15 protein-coding genes and 1 tRNA gene are annotated in these 14,577 nt (G+C 59.1%); 6 read left to right on the top strand and 10 right to left on the bottom strand.

The features are described 5' to 3' along the window. Nucleotides 1-79: 79 nt before the first annotated feature. The 9 genes from AC1RGE_RS17575 to AC1RGE_RS17615 all read right to left on the bottom strand — a co-directional run bounded on the left by AC1RGE_RS17575 (nt 80) and on the right by AC1RGE_RS17615 (nt 7,361). The gene (locus tag AC1RGE_RS17575) at nt 80-2,968 is read right to left on the bottom strand and encodes a DUF927 domain-containing protein (RefSeq protein ID WP_492584746.1); all 2,889 of its coding nucleotides are present in this window, start codon (nt 2,966-2,968) and stop codon (nt 80-82) included. Continuing rightward, on the bottom strand, nt 2,965-3,234 hold the full coding sequence (locus AC1RGE_RS17580; RefSeq protein ID WP_414159538.1) for a DUF3077 domain-containing protein: 270 nt from the start codon (nt 3,232-3,234) through the stop codon (nt 2,965-2,967). Before AC1RGE_RS17580 ends, AC1RGE_RS17575 begins: the two co-directional genes overlap by 4 nt. Further along, nucleotides 3,231-3,515 (bottom strand): hypothetical protein, encoded by a 285-nt coding sequence (locus AC1RGE_RS17585; RefSeq protein ID WP_194237135.1) that lies wholly within the window; start codon nt 3,513-3,515, stop codon nt 3,231-3,233. Before AC1RGE_RS17585 ends, AC1RGE_RS17580 begins: the two co-directional genes overlap by 4 nt. After that, on the bottom strand, nt 3,512-3,997 hold the full coding sequence (locus AC1RGE_RS17590) for a hypothetical protein (RefSeq protein WP_492584975.1): 486 nt from the start codon (nt 3,995-3,997) through the stop codon (nt 3,512-3,514). Before AC1RGE_RS17590 ends, AC1RGE_RS17585 begins: the two co-directional genes overlap by 4 nt. A 48-nt stretch (nt 3,998-4,045) precedes the next feature. After that, nucleotides 4,046-4,351 (bottom strand): hypothetical protein, encoded by a 306-nt coding sequence (locus tag AC1RGE_RS17595; RefSeq protein ID WP_492584748.1) that lies wholly within the window; start codon nt 4,349-4,351, stop codon nt 4,046-4,048. Then, nucleotides 4,348-4,602, bottom strand: coding sequence for a helix-turn-helix transcriptional regulator (locus AC1RGE_RS17600; protein WP_073698973.1), 255 nt, complete (start codon nt 4,600-4,602; stop codon nt 4,348-4,350). Before AC1RGE_RS17600 ends, AC1RGE_RS17595 begins: the two co-directional genes overlap by 4 nt. A gap of 82 nt (nt 4,603-4,684) precedes the next feature. After that, complete coding sequence (locus AC1RGE_RS17605; protein ID WP_492584749.1) at nt 4,685-5,623, bottom strand: hypothetical protein; 939 nt, start codon at nt 5,621-5,623, stop codon at nt 4,685-4,687. 246 nt (nt 5,624-5,869) lie between these two features. Beyond that, entirely contained in the window at nt 5,870-7,111 is a 1,242-nt protein-coding gene (locus tag AC1RGE_RS17610; protein ID WP_492584751.1) for a tyrosine-type recombinase/integrase, read from the bottom strand. A gap of 165 nt (nt 7,112-7,276) precedes the next feature. Beyond that, nucleotides 7,277-7,361 (bottom strand) — tRNA-Leu (locus AC1RGE_RS17615). A 108-nt stretch (nt 7,362-7,469) separates the two neighbouring features. Between AC1RGE_RS17615 and queA the strand changes: the two genes are divergently transcribed. The 6 genes from queA to AC1RGE_RS17645 all read left to right on the top strand — a co-directional run bounded on the left by queA (nt 7,470) and on the right by AC1RGE_RS17645 (nt 13,582). After that, entirely contained in the window at nt 7,470-8,534 is a 1,065-nt protein-coding gene (gene queA / locus AC1RGE_RS17620) for a tRNA preQ1(34) S-adenosylmethionine ribosyltransferase-isomerase QueA (RefSeq protein WP_011063226.1), read from the top strand. 14 nt (nt 8,535-8,548) lie between these two features. After that, complete coding sequence (tgt, locus tag AC1RGE_RS17625) at nt 8,549-9,664, top strand: tRNA guanosine(34) transglycosylase Tgt (protein ID WP_162470478.1); 1,116 nt, start codon at nt 8,549-8,551, stop codon at nt 9,662-9,664. A 47-nt stretch (nt 9,665-9,711) separates the two neighbouring features. After that, the gene (gene yajC, locus AC1RGE_RS17630; RefSeq protein ID WP_011063224.1) at nt 9,712-10,050 is read left to right on the top strand and encodes a preprotein translocase subunit YajC; all 339 of its coding nucleotides are present in this window, start codon (nt 9,712-9,714) and stop codon (nt 10,048-10,050) included. A gap of 62 nt (nt 10,051-10,112) precedes the next feature. Beyond that, nucleotides 10,113-11,981 carry a protein translocase subunit SecD gene (gene secD / locus AC1RGE_RS17635; protein WP_492584753.1) on the top strand — a complete coding sequence of 623 codons (1,869 nt, stop codon included), beginning with the start codon at nt 10,113-10,115 and terminating at the stop codon, nt 11,979-11,981. Between the two features lie 9 nt (nt 11,982-11,990). After that, a complete protein-coding gene (gene secF / locus AC1RGE_RS17640) occupies nt 11,991-12,905 on the top strand; it encodes a protein translocase subunit SecF (protein ID WP_492584755.1) in 915 nt (304 codons plus the stop codon). A gap of 122 nt (nt 12,906-13,027) precedes the next feature. Further along, entirely contained in the window at nt 13,028-13,582 is a 555-nt protein-coding gene (locus tag AC1RGE_RS17645; protein WP_011063221.1) for a glycine zipper 2TM domain-containing protein, read from the top strand. 128 nt (nt 13,583-13,710) lie between these two features. Here the strand turns inward: AC1RGE_RS17645 and suhB are convergent, their stop codons facing one another. After that, nucleotides 13,711-14,526: a type III secretion system regulator SuhB gene (suhB, locus tag AC1RGE_RS17650; protein WP_011063220.1), complete on the bottom strand. Its 816-nt coding sequence runs from the start codon at nt 14,524-14,526 to the stop codon at nt 13,711-13,713. Between the last annotated feature and the right edge of the window lie 51 nt (nt 14,527-14,577).

A 14,577-nucleotide genomic window follows, 5' to 3' on the forward strand; every position in this document is an offset into this window, starting at 1 on the left:
CGTGATGAGTTTTGATTACGTTGATTTGGCTGGCGAGGCCGGGAGTGAGCCGGCGTTACCTCGATTAGCTGAGATGCCCTCAGGCAGCCCGAGCCTCGCTGTTATCCGTTCCCGGAATTGCCTTCACGATGTAGCAGCGCTGTTGGCCTAAGCCGGGCAATCGCACCAGACTCGATGCCTTGCCGTCGCTGCTCGGCTCCAGCACACCGCGTTGCAAGAGTTCCTTGTTTACTGCGGTAAGGTTCATGCCCCGGAATATCTCCGAGCGCCAGGCCTCGGTCAGCACGTAATAAGTGTTGGTGGTATGCATGGTGTCGCCCATGCCGTGTTCCATGGTCTTGCGAAAACCCAGGCGGTCGATGGTGCGGGGGCCGTGTTCATCGATCTTGGCGGCAGTGGACTCCCATCGCGTGAACCGGCTTTCTCCAAAGCGCTCGATCACCTGGCGCAGTCGGGCCACGATGGCATCGGCCTCCAGGTTGCCCGCGCCACCTCGCTCAGCCAGCCACCCATGCAAGCAAACCCGGGCGGCAGTCGTGGCGGTGCCATCTGGCCAGCTGGTGACACCAAAGGCCGTCGCCAGCTCGCCCGCCGCAGCGGCGAGGCCGAAGCGCAGGGCTGCACGTTGAGCTTGACCGCTGGCTGTAGCGGGTAGGTTTTGGGTGATGAATTGCTCCAGAGTGCGGCGAACGATCACCGACCATCTCAGCATCTCGCCGGGCTCACTCAGGGCCTTCAGGAAGGCGGTGAGGGGTGTGCCGTAGAACTTGGCTACGCGAGCCTTGAGCGCATCGGAGAGGGCGGCGGCATCCTCAAAACCGTTCAGCGCATCAAACATGCCGAGGCCTTTGCTTGCGTCCGCTGGGACCGCGAGCATGCGGACCTCCATGCCAGCTTCCAGCTCCTTGTTGGCCTCGGCCATGTGTTGCGCCAATGTCTTCTCGCCGGTCGAGAGAAATAGCAAGCGCCACTCCTGCACCTGTCGACCCGCTTGTCCTCGATCATTGGCCCGGGCTTTACCGGTGCCGTTGCCGAGCATGTAAACCGTCTCGCCAATGATGCGGGCATCGCACATGCCAATTTCATCCAGCACCAGAAGCCCGTCTGAGTGCGCGGCGGCGATGGACTCCAGAGCGTTGTCTGTAGAGCGCCACGAACGCACCAGGCGCGGCCCGCCATAAACCGAGGCGGCTACCTGCAAGTGGGTGGTTTTGCCGCCCGAGCTGTCACCGTAGAAGTGGAAGCCGCCCGACTCATGGCCCAGCAAGTTCAGCAGAGGGCCCGCAAAGGCCACGCTAACGACAAACGCTAAGCGGTGATTGCCAACGCACAGGGCTCCGATCTGCTGCTGCCATTGCTCCAGGGAGCCCGCCTCGCTGATCGGCGGGAGCTGGGCACCGGCCTCGTAGAAGTGCAGGTGTTCTTCGTGCGATCCAATCTGTTGTTCGGGCAAAAGGAAGGCGTTGCCGTGCCAGCCCAGTCGCGTCACCAGACGGGCCCGCTGTGCGCTGTCAAAGCCGCCGAGGTAGCTCTGCAAGTCGTTGCGTGCGTTACGTCCCGAGCGGCTTCCGGCGAGACGTAAGCCCATGTCCACCAAGGGGCCTAGAACGTCTTTACCGAAGTCGCCGGTCATGGTCCTGGCCGGAATGTTCCAGCGCTTCTTGGCGCCGTCTGGATCGTCGAACTCGACCAGCAGGCCCCAGTTATGGCCCTTCTCGTCACGGGTGCGAGCGATGATTTCCAGGGGCGAGCACACCGGGCGTGCCTCACCATCATCACCGGCATAAAACACCCCTTCGGGCGTCAGGCGAAAGCCACTGGGCATCAGGTCATTTTTCGATTTCGCCGGGCGCTTGGTCGCTGTCTTTGTCTTGATGGGCTCCTCTGTTTTTTCGTCCGCCGTGTTCACGAAAAACTCACCGCTGCGCACCAGCTCGGCAACGTGGTCCGCGGTCCAGCCCTTGGTCAGTGCGTCGGCAGCGTCGTCGCCTTCTAGCCACTTGCCGCCTTTAGCGAATGAGGGATTGCCGTCCTTGGTGGTGGGCTTGCGCTTGAACACCTCAAGTGACACTCGCTGTACTGACTCCGCGCCCAGTTCAAGCAGCTTCGGCTCGATGGCGTCCATGCACGCTTTACCGCTGGCATCGTTGTCCGGCCAGAGCAGCACCGACCGCCCTTTGAGCGGCAACAGGTCGGCCTTGTGCCAGGAGTTCGAACCGTTCGGCCAGCAGGTGGCCACGTACTCAGGCATCAACTCAGCGGCGGCGTCTGCGGCCTTCTCGCCTTCACACAGCACCACCGGGGCGTCGATACGCTGGGCCAATTCATCCAGGCGCAGCAAGGGGCGTGGTTCAGGCAGGCCCTGCCAGCGCCATTGCGTTGTTTGGCCATCGGAGCGTTTGCACCAGGTCAGCGGGGCAAAGACCTTTCTCGGCTCACCGTCTTCGTCCGGGCCCAGGTCGAACCGATACAGCGCCATGACCGGCTGACCTTGAGCGTCGCGGTAGATCCATACCTTGGACGGTGCGCCGTGTTGGCGGTGTTTGGCCGGGCACTTGCTCATGGCCTCTGCTGGGATCGGCTGGATGGCGATCCACTCGGGCGACTTGCATTTGGCCGGTGTGGGTTTGGCTTGCGCTGTTCCAGCAGAAACGCTCAGTAGATCCGCAAGCTTGTTGCAGGCTTCCACATCTGTGCCGCCGTCGAGGTAGCGCACCAGGTCAATCAGGTCGCCGCCCTTGTCGCCGGTGGCAAAGTCCGCCCAGGTACCTTTGCTCAGGTTGACCTTGAGTGAGCCTGCGCGTTTGTCGGTGCGCGTGGGGTTCGGTGCGTTGTATTCCTTGCCTCCGTCTACGCGTTTGCCGTTGGGTAGCCAGTGGGCCAGCACGCGGTCAATGTTCTTGAGAGCGGCGCTTTTCACGTCGGCAAAGCTGGGCCGTTTTGAGGCGTTGCTGGTGCGTTGGGTCATGGCTCGGCCCTCGACACGAAGAGTGAGTCGTTCACATCGTCGAGGAGCGCCTTGGCCATCTCGCCGAGATAGAGCGCACACCAGCTATAACGCTCGCCTTTATCGCTCATGGCCGCGTCAAGAGTGAGCTGGTTGCTGTAGTGCTGAAGGAGTGAAATCGTTTCGAGCGCGTCCTCAATCGACACTCCTGCATTGACTCGAAACAGGCATTGGCCGTTGGTGCTGCCGAAAAAAGATGCCCGGCCCAAGGTGGTTTGAATGCTCATAGCGCACCGCCTTTCTGGTCCAGAGGAACAGAAGAAGCATCACCATGCAGGGTGAGTGTTTTGATCAGGCCCAGGGTGCCGCGAACGTCCCAAATAACCGAGGCGATAACGTGATTGGAGAGGCGTGACTGATCACCTTCGAAGTGATCTTCGAGCAGCGTAAGTACGGAGTCTGCACGGTCAATAGCGCAGGTGATTGCGTCGATAGGGATACCGGCTTCAACGTCATTGCTGACGCACAGCAGGTCTTCGGGCAGGGCAAGGCTGCGCTGAGTGCTCATTGGGCACCCCCTGCGCTTTCCAGGGCACGAGCCTTGGCCATGTGGGTGTTGTAGCGAGAAAGGCGTGTAGCGAGGCTGGAGTTGGCGTGTAACGCGGCGAGAGCCATTGCCCTGTGGGCAGCGGCGCGAATTTTGGACGGATTGAGGGCGTGCATGGGTGTAGCTCCTTTTCTGAGTAGGAGCTGCCACTGATCGTCGCCAAACGAATTAGGGTGGCAGCTGTGCGCAGGTTGGCGAACCGGGGAAAAGGAACCCGGCAGACCCGAAGGTCTCCCACGCACAGCCACCATAAAACGGACATGCGGGCACAAAAAAAGCGCCTGCAATCGTAATGGGGGCGCCTGTGCGCCTTTTCTATCCGGGTCGCCAAACCCGTTCGCTGAATTTGCAGCGAAGGTCAAAGGGTAGCTCTCGATTTTTGAAAGTGCAACTGCGGTGATGGCTTGCAGATTGTTCAGGTGCGGCATAAATTGTTCGTGCATGTAGATTTACCTCAACGCCTCCGGATAGCCCCCGGGGGCGTTTTCATTTCAGGCATGAACTTCCCAGCGCAGGGAAAGCAGAGGAAGGAAGTCGCCCTCGATGCAGGAGCGTGCGTCTTCGTAGGCATCGATCTGCTGGCCTTCATCGACGATGACGGCGTGAGGGGGCATGCTGGGCAACGCGAGCGCGCACCAGGTGCCGTCAGCCCAACTCATCACGGCCACTACGTGGTTTCGTCTGGCCTGCTCGGTTCGGTAGCGCTCCAGGCGTTGCATGCATCGCGACGAAAAGCCGATTTTTCGAAGTACGGAGAAGGGCTGCAGGACGGCTCGGTGGGCTATGCGCTTTTTCATGCGGCCACCTGATCGCGTGCTGCGATGCGCGCTCGCGTCCATGCCTGAACCTCTCCCAGTACCCAAGCGACCGGAGCACTTCGGGCATTGCTGTTACTTAGCTTTACCGGTAAGGGAAATCCGCTTTCAGGTTGGCGCATCAGCTTGTAGATCGTCGGGCGTGCGAGCCCTACGATTGAAATGACCTCAGGCATACGGATGAGGGTCGTGGAGGGATCATGCGAGGAGATGGCTTTTGAAACGGTAGTCATAGCGATCTAACCCTTTGTTAATTGAGACAACGGGTCATACGCTACGCGGGGGAGAGGGAGTGGACTGTGTCCGCTCCCTTTTTTATTTCAGTGGTCTAAGGCCTAGGGCGGTTAGGTGTTCTCGAATGGTCTTTTCGGTGCCATGAATCCCCTGCTTGAAGAGCAGCTTGGTCAATTCAGCATCGGTCAGTCGGCGCTTTTCAATCATTCGCCCATTGATGATTTGTTCGGCGGCAGCTTTGATTTTTGCCCGTCTCTGCATGGCATCTAATTGTATTTTTGAACTGGGGTTGCTGTTTCCTTTACCGGCTTCCCGACCTCGCCTTGTTGCTTTTTCAGAAAAGGCGTTGTTAAGAACTTGATGCATTAGGCTTGATGGGTTGAAGCCATTTTTTTCTACGTCTATCTGCTCAACTTGGCGATATAGATTCGCCATCAATAGTGCCTGATTCGCCTCTCCTAACAACGTAGCGAATTCTTCTCGGGCTCTGATTTCGTTACCGCTACGGCGGTCTCGTTCCTTTTCAGCTAAGGCGAGATATTGGCGTGGAGAGTCATGTCTCAGCTGTTCTATCAGATCTGCATCAATGTCGTAGGTCGCAAGCTCAATATCGAACAACCAGTTTGCGAGTGTTTCCACGGCTTGGGTGCCAAGAATTAGGGCAAAGGTCGCAACAAGTTGTGAGTCTGTTACGGGATGGCGTAGCTCGAGCAGTCGTCGAATTACACTCGGCAATGAGCTTGCTGCTTCATAGCTGGCATGCTCATAGATGACATCACGTAGTCGATAAGTAGCTCTGGTCACCGTCACTGCGCATGAAGCATATGACTCGCCTTCGAGCCAGAACGATGTAGCTGTGTTGATCAGGTCGAAGGCGTCTCTGAAGTATTCGTTGAATTGCGGAAACAGTACTAGATTGCGAACGGCTGTTTCGACGTCGTGTTGGTCGAAAACCAGGCACTCTACGTCGAGTCCTGCAATTTCCAGTTCCCCTGTCTCGATACCTTGCTCAATGTCCACTTAGATCACCCCGTCGCCCCAGGTTCGGTGTGCTGTACCAGCGGCACAAATAGTGCTTAGCGGCTGCCAGCAGCAGGGAAGGGGAGTTATCGTTGTTACACGATTTAGCTCCGTTACACTGGATCTGCTCGAATTTTGATTCGCGTGTAACTTTAAAAATATTGTTTATTATCAACTGGTTAGTGCTGTTCGTTACACCGGTAACACGCGTAACCCCTGTTTTAACAGAGTGTGGAGAACTCCCCCTCATAGTGCTTTACCGAATTGACCTTGAATCACGTTCCCCTGCTCTAGGGCGTCCAAGTGATCGGCGTACCACTGCATCATTGTTATGCGCTGTTCGAGATACTGAGCCTTGTTGTAGACCCCTGAGATTCCTTCCTCCTTGTGGGCCAGTTGTGCCTCAACGTGCTCCTTGGGCCAACCATGTTCTCGCAGCAGCGTGCTTGCTGTGTGCCGGGTACCGTGACCCACAAGGCGGCCTTTATACCCGATGGTAGCGAAGACTTTGTTGATCGTGTTTTCACTGATGGTCGGGTTCTTGGCGCCCACTCCGGGGAACAGCCAACGACTGCGGCCAGTCAGGCAATGGAGTTCCTTAAGGGCGCTTATGGCTTGATGGGGGAGAGGGCAGACGAAATCCCGGCGCATCTTCATCTTTGCCGCAGGTGTCGTCCAAGTGGCCTTATCGAGGTCGAACTCTTTCCATTCAGCCAGGCGAACCATGCCCGGACGTGAGGCTGTCCAGATGCAAAGCCATGCTGCTGTTCGTGCCGTTAGTCTGCTGGGGGTGTTTTTAAGTGCGGTGAGGAACTCGCCTAGCTCAGGTTCTAATAGGTGCGGGTGCTGTTGAGTTTTTGGCGCTTGGGCAGCTATATCCCGAAGCCGGCTTCCCGGGTCGTTCTCGGTGAGCCCTAACCCGATAGCCCGCCCAAATATCTGGTTGATCCAGGTGCGGCACTTTTCCGCTACGTTGTGGGCATCTCGGGCTTCGATGGATGCTTGGAGTTCGGCGCAATCGGTACGGGTGATTTCGTCGAGCGGTTTGTCCCCCAATGCCGGGAGAATGTCCTTGTCGAGGTAGGTGCGGATTTTGTTGAGCGTTGAGGGAGCCAGTCCCTTTTCTTCTTTTGCCTTTAGCCAGGCGTCAGCAGCAGCTCTGAAGGTTCGTGTCTTGGCTGCATCTATGGCGGCCTTGGCAGATCGCTTTTGCTCAAGGGGATCAATTCCGCTGCTTATGGTCTTGCGCAGTTCGGCACATTTTTCCCGGGCCAATGCACCGCTCACCTCGGGGTAACCCCCTAGCCCCATCCAGGCCCAATTGCCCGCAGGGCGTTTGTAACGGAGCTGCCAGGATTTACCACCATCAGGCTTGACCCTGAAGTACAGGCCGTTTCCGTCCAGCTCGCGATACTCCTTTGCTTCAGGTTCTAGCCCTGTAAGTGTCGTGTCTGCGAGAGGGCGGCGCTTGATATCTGCGCGCTTCATCCTTGTATCCCAAAGTTCGGTATTTTTCTCAGGATACAAGCGGGGATACAGGGATACAACGGATAAGGGGAGATAGGGGTAGATAGCCAGACACAAAAAAACCGGCTCAAGTGGCCGGTTTTCCTGGTGCTGAGAGCCTTATGGAGACTTTCAGATACTGCTATATGGTGCCCCGAGGGAGACTCGAACTCCCACTTCTTGCGAAAACGGATTTTGAATCCGCCGCGTCTACCAATTCCGCCATCAGGGCTCAATGGCGGCGAAGTATAGAGAGGCGCTTACCGTTGGTCAATCGGCTTTCATGGTCAATTTTTACTTATTCCGCTAAACTTTCCGGCCCTGCTAGACGAACCCCATCATGCGCGTTGCTGACTTTACCTTCGAGCTTCCTGATTCGCTGATCGCCCGCCATCCACTGGCCGAGCGTCGCGGCAGCCGCCTGTTGACCCTGGATGGGCCAACCGGCGCCTTGGCCCACCGTCAATTCACTGATTTGCTTGAGCATTTGCGCCCGGGCGATCTGATGGTGTTCAACAATACCCGGGTGATTCCGGCACGTCTGTTCGGTCAGAAGGCTTCCGGCGGCAAGCTGGAAATCCTCGTCGAGCGGGTGCTGGACAGCCACCGTGTTCTGGCCCATGTGCGCTCCAGCAAGTCGCCCAAGCCTGGGTCGAAGATCCTCATCGACGGCGGTGGCGAAGCCGAGATGCTGGCGCGCCATGACACGCTCTTCGAGCTGGGCTTTGCCGAAGAAGTGCTGCCGCTGCTGGACCGGGTCGGGCACATGCCGTTGCCTCCTTATATAGACCGTCCGGATGAAGGCGCCGATCGCGAGCGTTACCAGACCGTGTACGCCCAGCGCCTGGGCGCGGTGGCGGCACCGACCGCAGGGCTGCATTTCGACCAGCCGCTGCTGGAGGCCATTGCCGCCAAGGGCGTGGAGACCGCGTTCGTCACCTTGCACGTGGGGGCTGGTACCTTCCAGCCGGTGAGGGTCGAGCGCATCGAAGATCACCATATGCACCATGAGTGGCTGGAAGTCGGCCAGGACGTGGTGGATGCAGTTGCTGCGTGCCGGGCTCGCGGTGGCCGGGTGGTGGCAGTGGGCACCACCAGCGTGCGCTCCCTGGAAAGCGCCGCGCGCGATGGCGTGCTCAAGCCGTTCAGTGGCGACACCGACATCTTTATCTACCCGGGCCGGCCGTTCCATGTGGTCGATGCCCTGGTGACCAACTTCCATCTGCCGGAATCCACGCTGTTGATGCTGGTTTCGGCGTTCGCCGGCTATCCCGAAACCATGGCCGCCTATCGCGCCGCGGTGGAAAATGGATACCGCTTTTTCAGCTACGGTGATGCGATGTTCATCACCCGTAATCCCGCGCCGACCGCTCCCAAGGATCTGGCCCCCGAGGAAACTGTATGAGTCGCACTTGTCGTATGTCCTTCGAGCTCCTGGCCACTGATGGCAAGGCTCGTCGCGGTCGCCTGACCTTCCCCCGCGGCACGGTGGAAACCCCGGCCTTCATGCCGGTGGGCACCTATGGCACGGTCAAGGGCATGCTGCCGCGGGATATCGTCGCTACCGGCGCCGAAATCATCCTCGGCAACACCTTCCACCTGTGGCTGCGCCCGGGTACGGAAGTGATCAAGGCCCACGGTGACCTGCATGATTTCATGCAGTGGAAAGGCCCGATTCTGACCGACTCCGGTGGCTTCCAGGTGTTCAGCCTGGGGGCCATGCGCAAGATCAAGGAAGAGGGCGTGACCTTCGCCTCGCCGGTGGACGGCGCCAAGGTGTTCATGGGCCCGGAAGAGTCGATGCAAGTGCAGCGCGACCTGGGTTCGGACATCGTGATGATCTTCGATGAATGCACGCCGTACCCGGCTGATGAAGACGTGGCACGAATCTCCATGGAGCTGTCCCTGCGCTGGGCCCAGCGCTCGAAGAATGCCCACGGCGACAACACCGCGGCGCTGTTCGGTATCGTCCAGGGCGGCATGCACCAGGACCTGCGCATGCGCTCCCTGGAAGGCCTGGACAAGATCGGCTTCGACGGCCTGGCCATTGGTGGCCTGTCGGTGGGCGAGCCCAAGCATGAAATGATCAAGGTCCTGGACTACCTGCCAGGCCAGATGCCAGCCGACAAACCTCGTTACCTTATGGGAGTTGGCAAGCCGGAAGATCTGGTTGAGGGTGTGCGCCGCGGTGTGGACATGTTCGATTGCGTGATGCCAACCCGCAATGCCCGCAATGGGCATCTGTTCATCGATACAGGCGTGCTGAAGATCCGTAACGCGTTCCATCGCCATGATGATTCGCCGCTGGACCCAACTTGTGATTGCTACACCTGCCAGAACTTCTCCCGTGCTTATCTGCACCACTTGGACAAGTGTGGGGAAATGCTCGGGAGTATGCTCAATACCATCCATAATTTGCGCCATTACCAGCGTCTTATGGCTGGTTTGCGCGAGGCTATTCAACAAGGTACATTGGCCGCCTTTGTCGATTCCTTCTATGCCAAACGCGGGTTACCCGTGCCGCCTTTAGAATAAGTTCTAAAGACGTTAAGACACTAATTCTGAAATTATCGGAGTGTTAAATGAGCTTTTTGATCCCTGCCGCGTATGCGGACGCCGCTGCACCTGCCGCTGCCGGTCCTGCTGGCACTGGTTTCGAGTGGATTTTCCTGGTCGGCTTCCTGGTCATCTTCTATCTGATGATCTGGCGCCCACAGGCCAAGCGCGCCAAAGAGCAGAAGAACCTGCTGGGTAGCCTGCAGAAAGGCGACGAAGTTGTGACCACCGGCGGTATTGCCGGCAAGATCAACAAAGTGACCGATGACTTCGTGGTTCTGGAAGTGTCGGACTCCGTTGAACTGAAGTTCCAGAAGGGCGCGATCGCTGCCACGCTGCCAAAAGGCACGCTGAAAGCGATCTAAGTTTCATCTTTTACCAATCGACGGGGCGCGCAAGGCGCCCCGCGTCATAAACGGGCGGCGTGATGCTGAACAAATATCCTCTGTGGAAGTACCTACTGATCCTGGCGGTGCTGGCGATCGGTTTTATTTATTCCGCTCCCAATCTATACCCTGATGATCCGGCCATTCAGGTCAGCGGCGCGAGTACCGCGTTGCAGGTCACTCAGGCGGATCTGGATCGTGCGAGCAAAGCGCTCACCGACGCCGGCATCAACGTCAAGGCTTCTTCCATTGCCGCCAACGGCAAGGGTGGCCTGCTGCGCTTGACCAACAAGGAAGACCAGCTTCCGGCCAAGGATGTAGTGCGCAAGGCGCTGGGCGATGACTATGTGGTGGCGTTGAACCTGGCGCAAACCACTCCGCAATGGCTGCGCAACCTCGGTGCGCACCCGATGAAACTGGGTCTGGACTTGTCCGGTGGTGTGCACTTCCTGCTGGAAGTGGACATGGACAAAGCCCTCGACGCCCGCCTGAAAGTCTACGAAGGCGATGTCAAGAGCCTGCTGCGCAAAGAGCGCCTGCGCTATCGCAGCCTGCCGCAGCTCAATGGCGCCATCCAGCTGGGCTTCAGCGATGAAGACAGCCGTGAGCAGGCCCGTTCGCTGATCCGCAAGAACTTCAATGATTTCGATATCGTACCGGCCGACCTCAATGGCCAACCGGTGCTGCGTCTGGCGATGACCCCGGCCAAGCTGGCGGAAATCCGCGAATACTCCATCAAGCAGAACTTGACCACCGTACGTAACCGGGTCAATGAGCTGGGTGTGGCCGAGCCTCTGGTTCAGCGCCAGGGTGCCAACCGTATCGTGGTTGAGCTGCCGGGCGTGCAGGACACCGCTGAAGCCAAGCGGATCCTGGGCAAGACCGCCAACCTGGAGTTCCGTCTGGCCGCCGAGCCGGGTGCTTCCAAGGCGACTTCCGAGTCCTTCGAATTCCGTGAGGGCAATCGTCCTCCAGCGCAGATCGAGCGTGGCCTGATCATCACCGGTGACCAGGTGACCGATGCCCAGGCCGGTTACGACGAGCATGGCCGTCCACAGGTGAACATCAAGCTTGATGGCCACGGTGGCGAGCTGATGAACCGTTCGACCCGCAGCAACGTCGGCCGCAGCATGGCGGTGATCTTCATCGAGCAGAAGCCGATCACCACCTATACCAAGCAGGTGGTCGACGGCGTCGAGAAGGACGTGCCGGTCCAGGCGTTCAAGGAAGAGAAGAAGATCATCAGCCTGGCGACCATCCAGTCGCCGCTGGGCAGTCAATTCCGTATCACTGGCCTCAATGGTCAGGGCGAATCCTCCGAGCTGGCGCTGCTGTTGCGTGCCGGTGGTCTGGCGGCGCCGATGTACTTCGCTGAAGAGCGCACAATCGGTCCGAGCCTGGGTGCTGACAACATCACCAAGGGTATCGATGCGTCGCTGTGGGGCATGCTGTTCGTGTCGCTGTTCATCATCGCCATCTACCGCTTCTTCGGGGTGATCGCCACTGTGGCGCTGGCCTTGAACATGGTGTTGCTGCTGGCCCTGATGTCCCTGCTGGGGGCTACGCTGACCCTGCCGGGTATCGCCGGTATCGTGCTGACCATGGGCATGGCGGTGGACGCCAACGTGCTGATCTTCTCGCGGATACGTGAAGAGATCGCCGCCGGCATGACCGTGCAGCGGGCAATCAACGAAGGCTTCGGCCGGGCATTTACCGCGATTCTCGATGCCAACCTCACCACCTTGCTGGTGGGCGGCATCCTGTTTGCCATGGGCACCGGCCCGGTCAAGGGCTTTGCGGTAACCATGTCCCTCGGGATCTTTACCTCGATGTTCACGGCCATCTGGCTGACCCGTGCGATGGTCAACCTGATCTTCGGCGGTCGTGACTTCAAGAAGTTGTGGATTTAAGGGGCTGCCATGTTACGTACTATCAACTTTATGGGCGTGCGCAACGTTGCGTTCGGCGTCACTGTGCTCCTCACCGTTCTGGCGTTGTTCAGCTGGTTCCACAAGGGGTTGAACTACGGTCTGGACTTCACCGGCGGTACGCTCATCGAGCTGACCTACGAGCGTCCGGCGGACGTGATGAAGGTGCGTTCGCAACTGAACGACGCCGGTTATCACGAAGCCATCGTACAGAGCTTCGGTGCGACCACCGACCTGCTGGTGCGGATGCCGGGTGAAGATCCGCAGTTGGGCCACCAGGTGGCCGAAGCACTGCAGAAGGCTGGCAGTGACAACCCGGCGCAGGTCAAGCGCGTCGAGTTCGTGGGCCCGCAAGTGGGTGAAGAGCTGCGTGACCAGGGGGGGCTCGGCATGCTCATGGCGCTGGGCGGCATCCTCATCTACCTGGCGTTCCGCTTCCAGTGGAAGTTCGCGGTCGGTGCCATCGTTTCGCTGATCCACGACGTGATCGTGACCGTGGGCATCCTGTCGTTCTTCCAGATCACCTTCGACCTGACGGTGCTGGCGGCGGTGCTGGCGATCATCGGTTACTCGCTCAACGACACCATCGTGGTGTTCGACCGGGTGCGTGAGAACTTCCGCGTGTTGCGCAAGGCCAGCCTGATCGAGAATATCAACATCTCGACCACCCAGACCCTGCTGCGCACCATGGCCACTTCGATCTCCACTTTGCTGGCGATCGTGGCTCTGCTGTTCTTCGGTGGGGACAACCTGCACGGTTTCTCGATCGCGTTGTTTGTCGGCGTTCTGGCGGGTACCTATTCGTCGATCTACATCGCCAACGTGGTGCTCATCTGGTTGAACCTGAACAGTGAAGACCTGATTCCTCCGGCCAACACCGAGAGGGAAGTGGACGACCGTCCTTGATAGTCTGACCTGTTCCGGCTGTCAGTTAAAAAGGCGCGAGTGTTGAACTCGCGCCTTTTTTTTTGCTCCAAGGCTGGGAGAAGCGCGGGCTTTTGACCCGCATGTATGGTCAGGAGGTTCACGTGAACAAGTCGTTGCTGGTTGGTGCGGTATTGGGTGCTGTCGGTGTCACCGCCGGGGGTGCTGTTGCCACCTACAGCCTGGTTAAAAGCGGCCCTGAGTATGCGCAAGTGCTGGCCGTTCAGCCGGTCAAGCAACAGATCAAGACCCCGCGGGAGGTCTGCAAGGACGTCGCCGTGACCCGGCAGCGCCCGGTCAAGGATGAGCATCAGATCCTGGGCACCGTGGCTGGCGCAGTGGGCGGTGGCCTGTTGGGCAGCATGATCGGTAATGGCAATGGCAAGAAGCTCGCCACGGTTGCCGGTGCTGTTGGTGGGGGCTATGCGGGGAACAAGGTGCAGGAAGGCATGCAGGAGCGTGATACCTACACCACCACGCAGACTCGCTGTAACACGGTCAATGACATCAGTGACAAGATCGTTGGTTATGACGTGAAGTACGACCTGGGTGGCAAGCAGGGCCAGGTGCGTATGGATCGGGATCCGGGCAACCAGATTCCGGTGGATAAAGAAGGGCGCCTGATTCTCGGTCAGAACCAGAATCAGCCCGGCCAGTAACCCTCAGCTGCAGCAGCTGTTTGCCGGCGAAGGCGATCTCAAGGTCCCATTCGCCAGCAAGCTGGCTCCTACGGGATCTGCGGGCATAAAAAAAGCACCCCTTGGGGTGCTTTTTTTGTCGCTGGTGCTTAGCGCTTCAGCGAAGCCGGCAGGTGCGGCTGGATTGCGGTCAGAACTGCCTTGAAGCATTTGGTGTTGCCGGCCACGACGTGGCCTTTTTCCAGGAAGTCGTGACCGCCGGTGAAGTCACTCACCAGGCCGCCGGCCTCCTGGATCAACAGGGCGCCTGCTGCCATGTCCCATTCGGACAGGCCCGATTCCCAGAAGGCGTCAAAGCGACCGGCGGCGACGTAGGCCAGGTCCAGGCTTGCTGCGCCAGCGCGACGGATGCCTGCAGTCTGGCCAACCAGGGCGCGGAACATGCCCAGGTAGTTGTCCAGGTTGTCCATCTGGTCGTCACGGAAGGGGAAGCCGGTGCCCAGCAGGGCGCCGTCCAGGCTGGTGCGGCCGCTGACGCGCAGGCGGCGACCGTTCAGCTGGGCACCGCGGCCACGGCTGGCGGTGAATTCTTCCTGGCGAACCGGGTCCAGAACCACGGCGTGTTCCAGGCGGCCACGGTATTTGCAGGCGATGCTCACGGCAAAGTGCGGGATGCCGCGCAGGAAGTTGGTGGTGCCGTCCAGCGGGTCGATGATCCACAGGTAGTCTTCGCCTTCGCCGCTGCCGGCGTGCAGGCCGGTTTCTTCGCCGAGGATGGCGTGGGTCGGGTAGGCTTTGCGCAGCGCGTCGATGATCTTCTGCTCGGCAGCGCGATCAACTTCGGATACGTAGTCTTTGGCGTCTTTTTCGTCGACCTTGATGGTATCCAGGCGCTCGATGGAGCGGAAAATCAATTCACTGGCGCTGCGGGCGGCGCGCAGCGCGATATTCAGCATTGGCTGCATGGATAGGTCACCTAAGGTTGTTAAAGAAAGCCGAGCATTCTAGCAGAAAAC

The sequence above is a fragment of the Pseudomonas sp. GW823-FHT02C05 genome (assembly GCF_058797595.1).

Coding starts and splice junctions, on each gene's coding strand:
- AC1RGE_RS17600 (WP_073698973.1), bottom strand. CDS start 4,602: ATGACTACCGTTTCAAAAGCCATCTCCTCGCATGATCCCTCCACGACC.
- AC1RGE_RS17610 (WP_492584751.1), bottom strand. CDS start 7,111: ATGAAGCGCGCAGATATCAAGCGCCGCCCTCTCGCAGACACGACACTT.
- queA (WP_011063226.1), top strand. CDS start 7,470: ATGCGCGTTGCTGACTTTACCTTCGAGCTTCCTGATTCGCTGATCGCC.
- tgt (WP_162470478.1), top strand. CDS start 8,549: ATGTCCTTCGAGCTCCTGGCCACTGATGGCAAGGCTCGTCGCGGTCGC.
- suhB (WP_011063220.1), bottom strand. CDS start 14,526: ATGCAGCCAATGCTGAATATCGCGCTGCGCGCCGCCCGCAGCGCCAGT.
- AC1RGE_RS17595 (WP_492584748.1), bottom strand. CDS start 4,351: ATGAAAAAGCGCATAGCCCACCGAGCCGTCCTGCAGCCCTTCTCCGTA.
- AC1RGE_RS17575 (WP_492584746.1), bottom strand. CDS start 2,968: ATGACCCAACGCACCAGCAACGCCTCAAAACGGCCCAGCTTTGCCGAC.
- yajC (WP_011063224.1), top strand. CDS start 9,712: ATGAGCTTTTTGATCCCTGCCGCGTATGCGGACGCCGCTGCACCTGCC.
- AC1RGE_RS17585 (WP_194237135.1), bottom strand. CDS start 3,515: ATGAGCACTCAGCGCAGCCTTGCCCTGCCCGAAGACCTGCTGTGCGTC.
- AC1RGE_RS17580 (WP_414159538.1), bottom strand. CDS start 3,234: ATGAGCATTCAAACCACCTTGGGCCGGGCATCTTTTTTCGGCAGCACC.
- secD (WP_492584753.1), top strand. CDS start 10,113: ATGCTGAACAAATATCCTCTGTGGAAGTACCTACTGATCCTGGCGGTG.
- AC1RGE_RS17590 (WP_492584975.1), bottom strand. CDS start 3,997: ATGCACGAACAATTTATGCCGCACCTGAACAATCTGCAAGCCATCACC.
- secF (WP_492584755.1), top strand. CDS start 11,991: ATGTTACGTACTATCAACTTTATGGGCGTGCGCAACGTTGCGTTCGGC.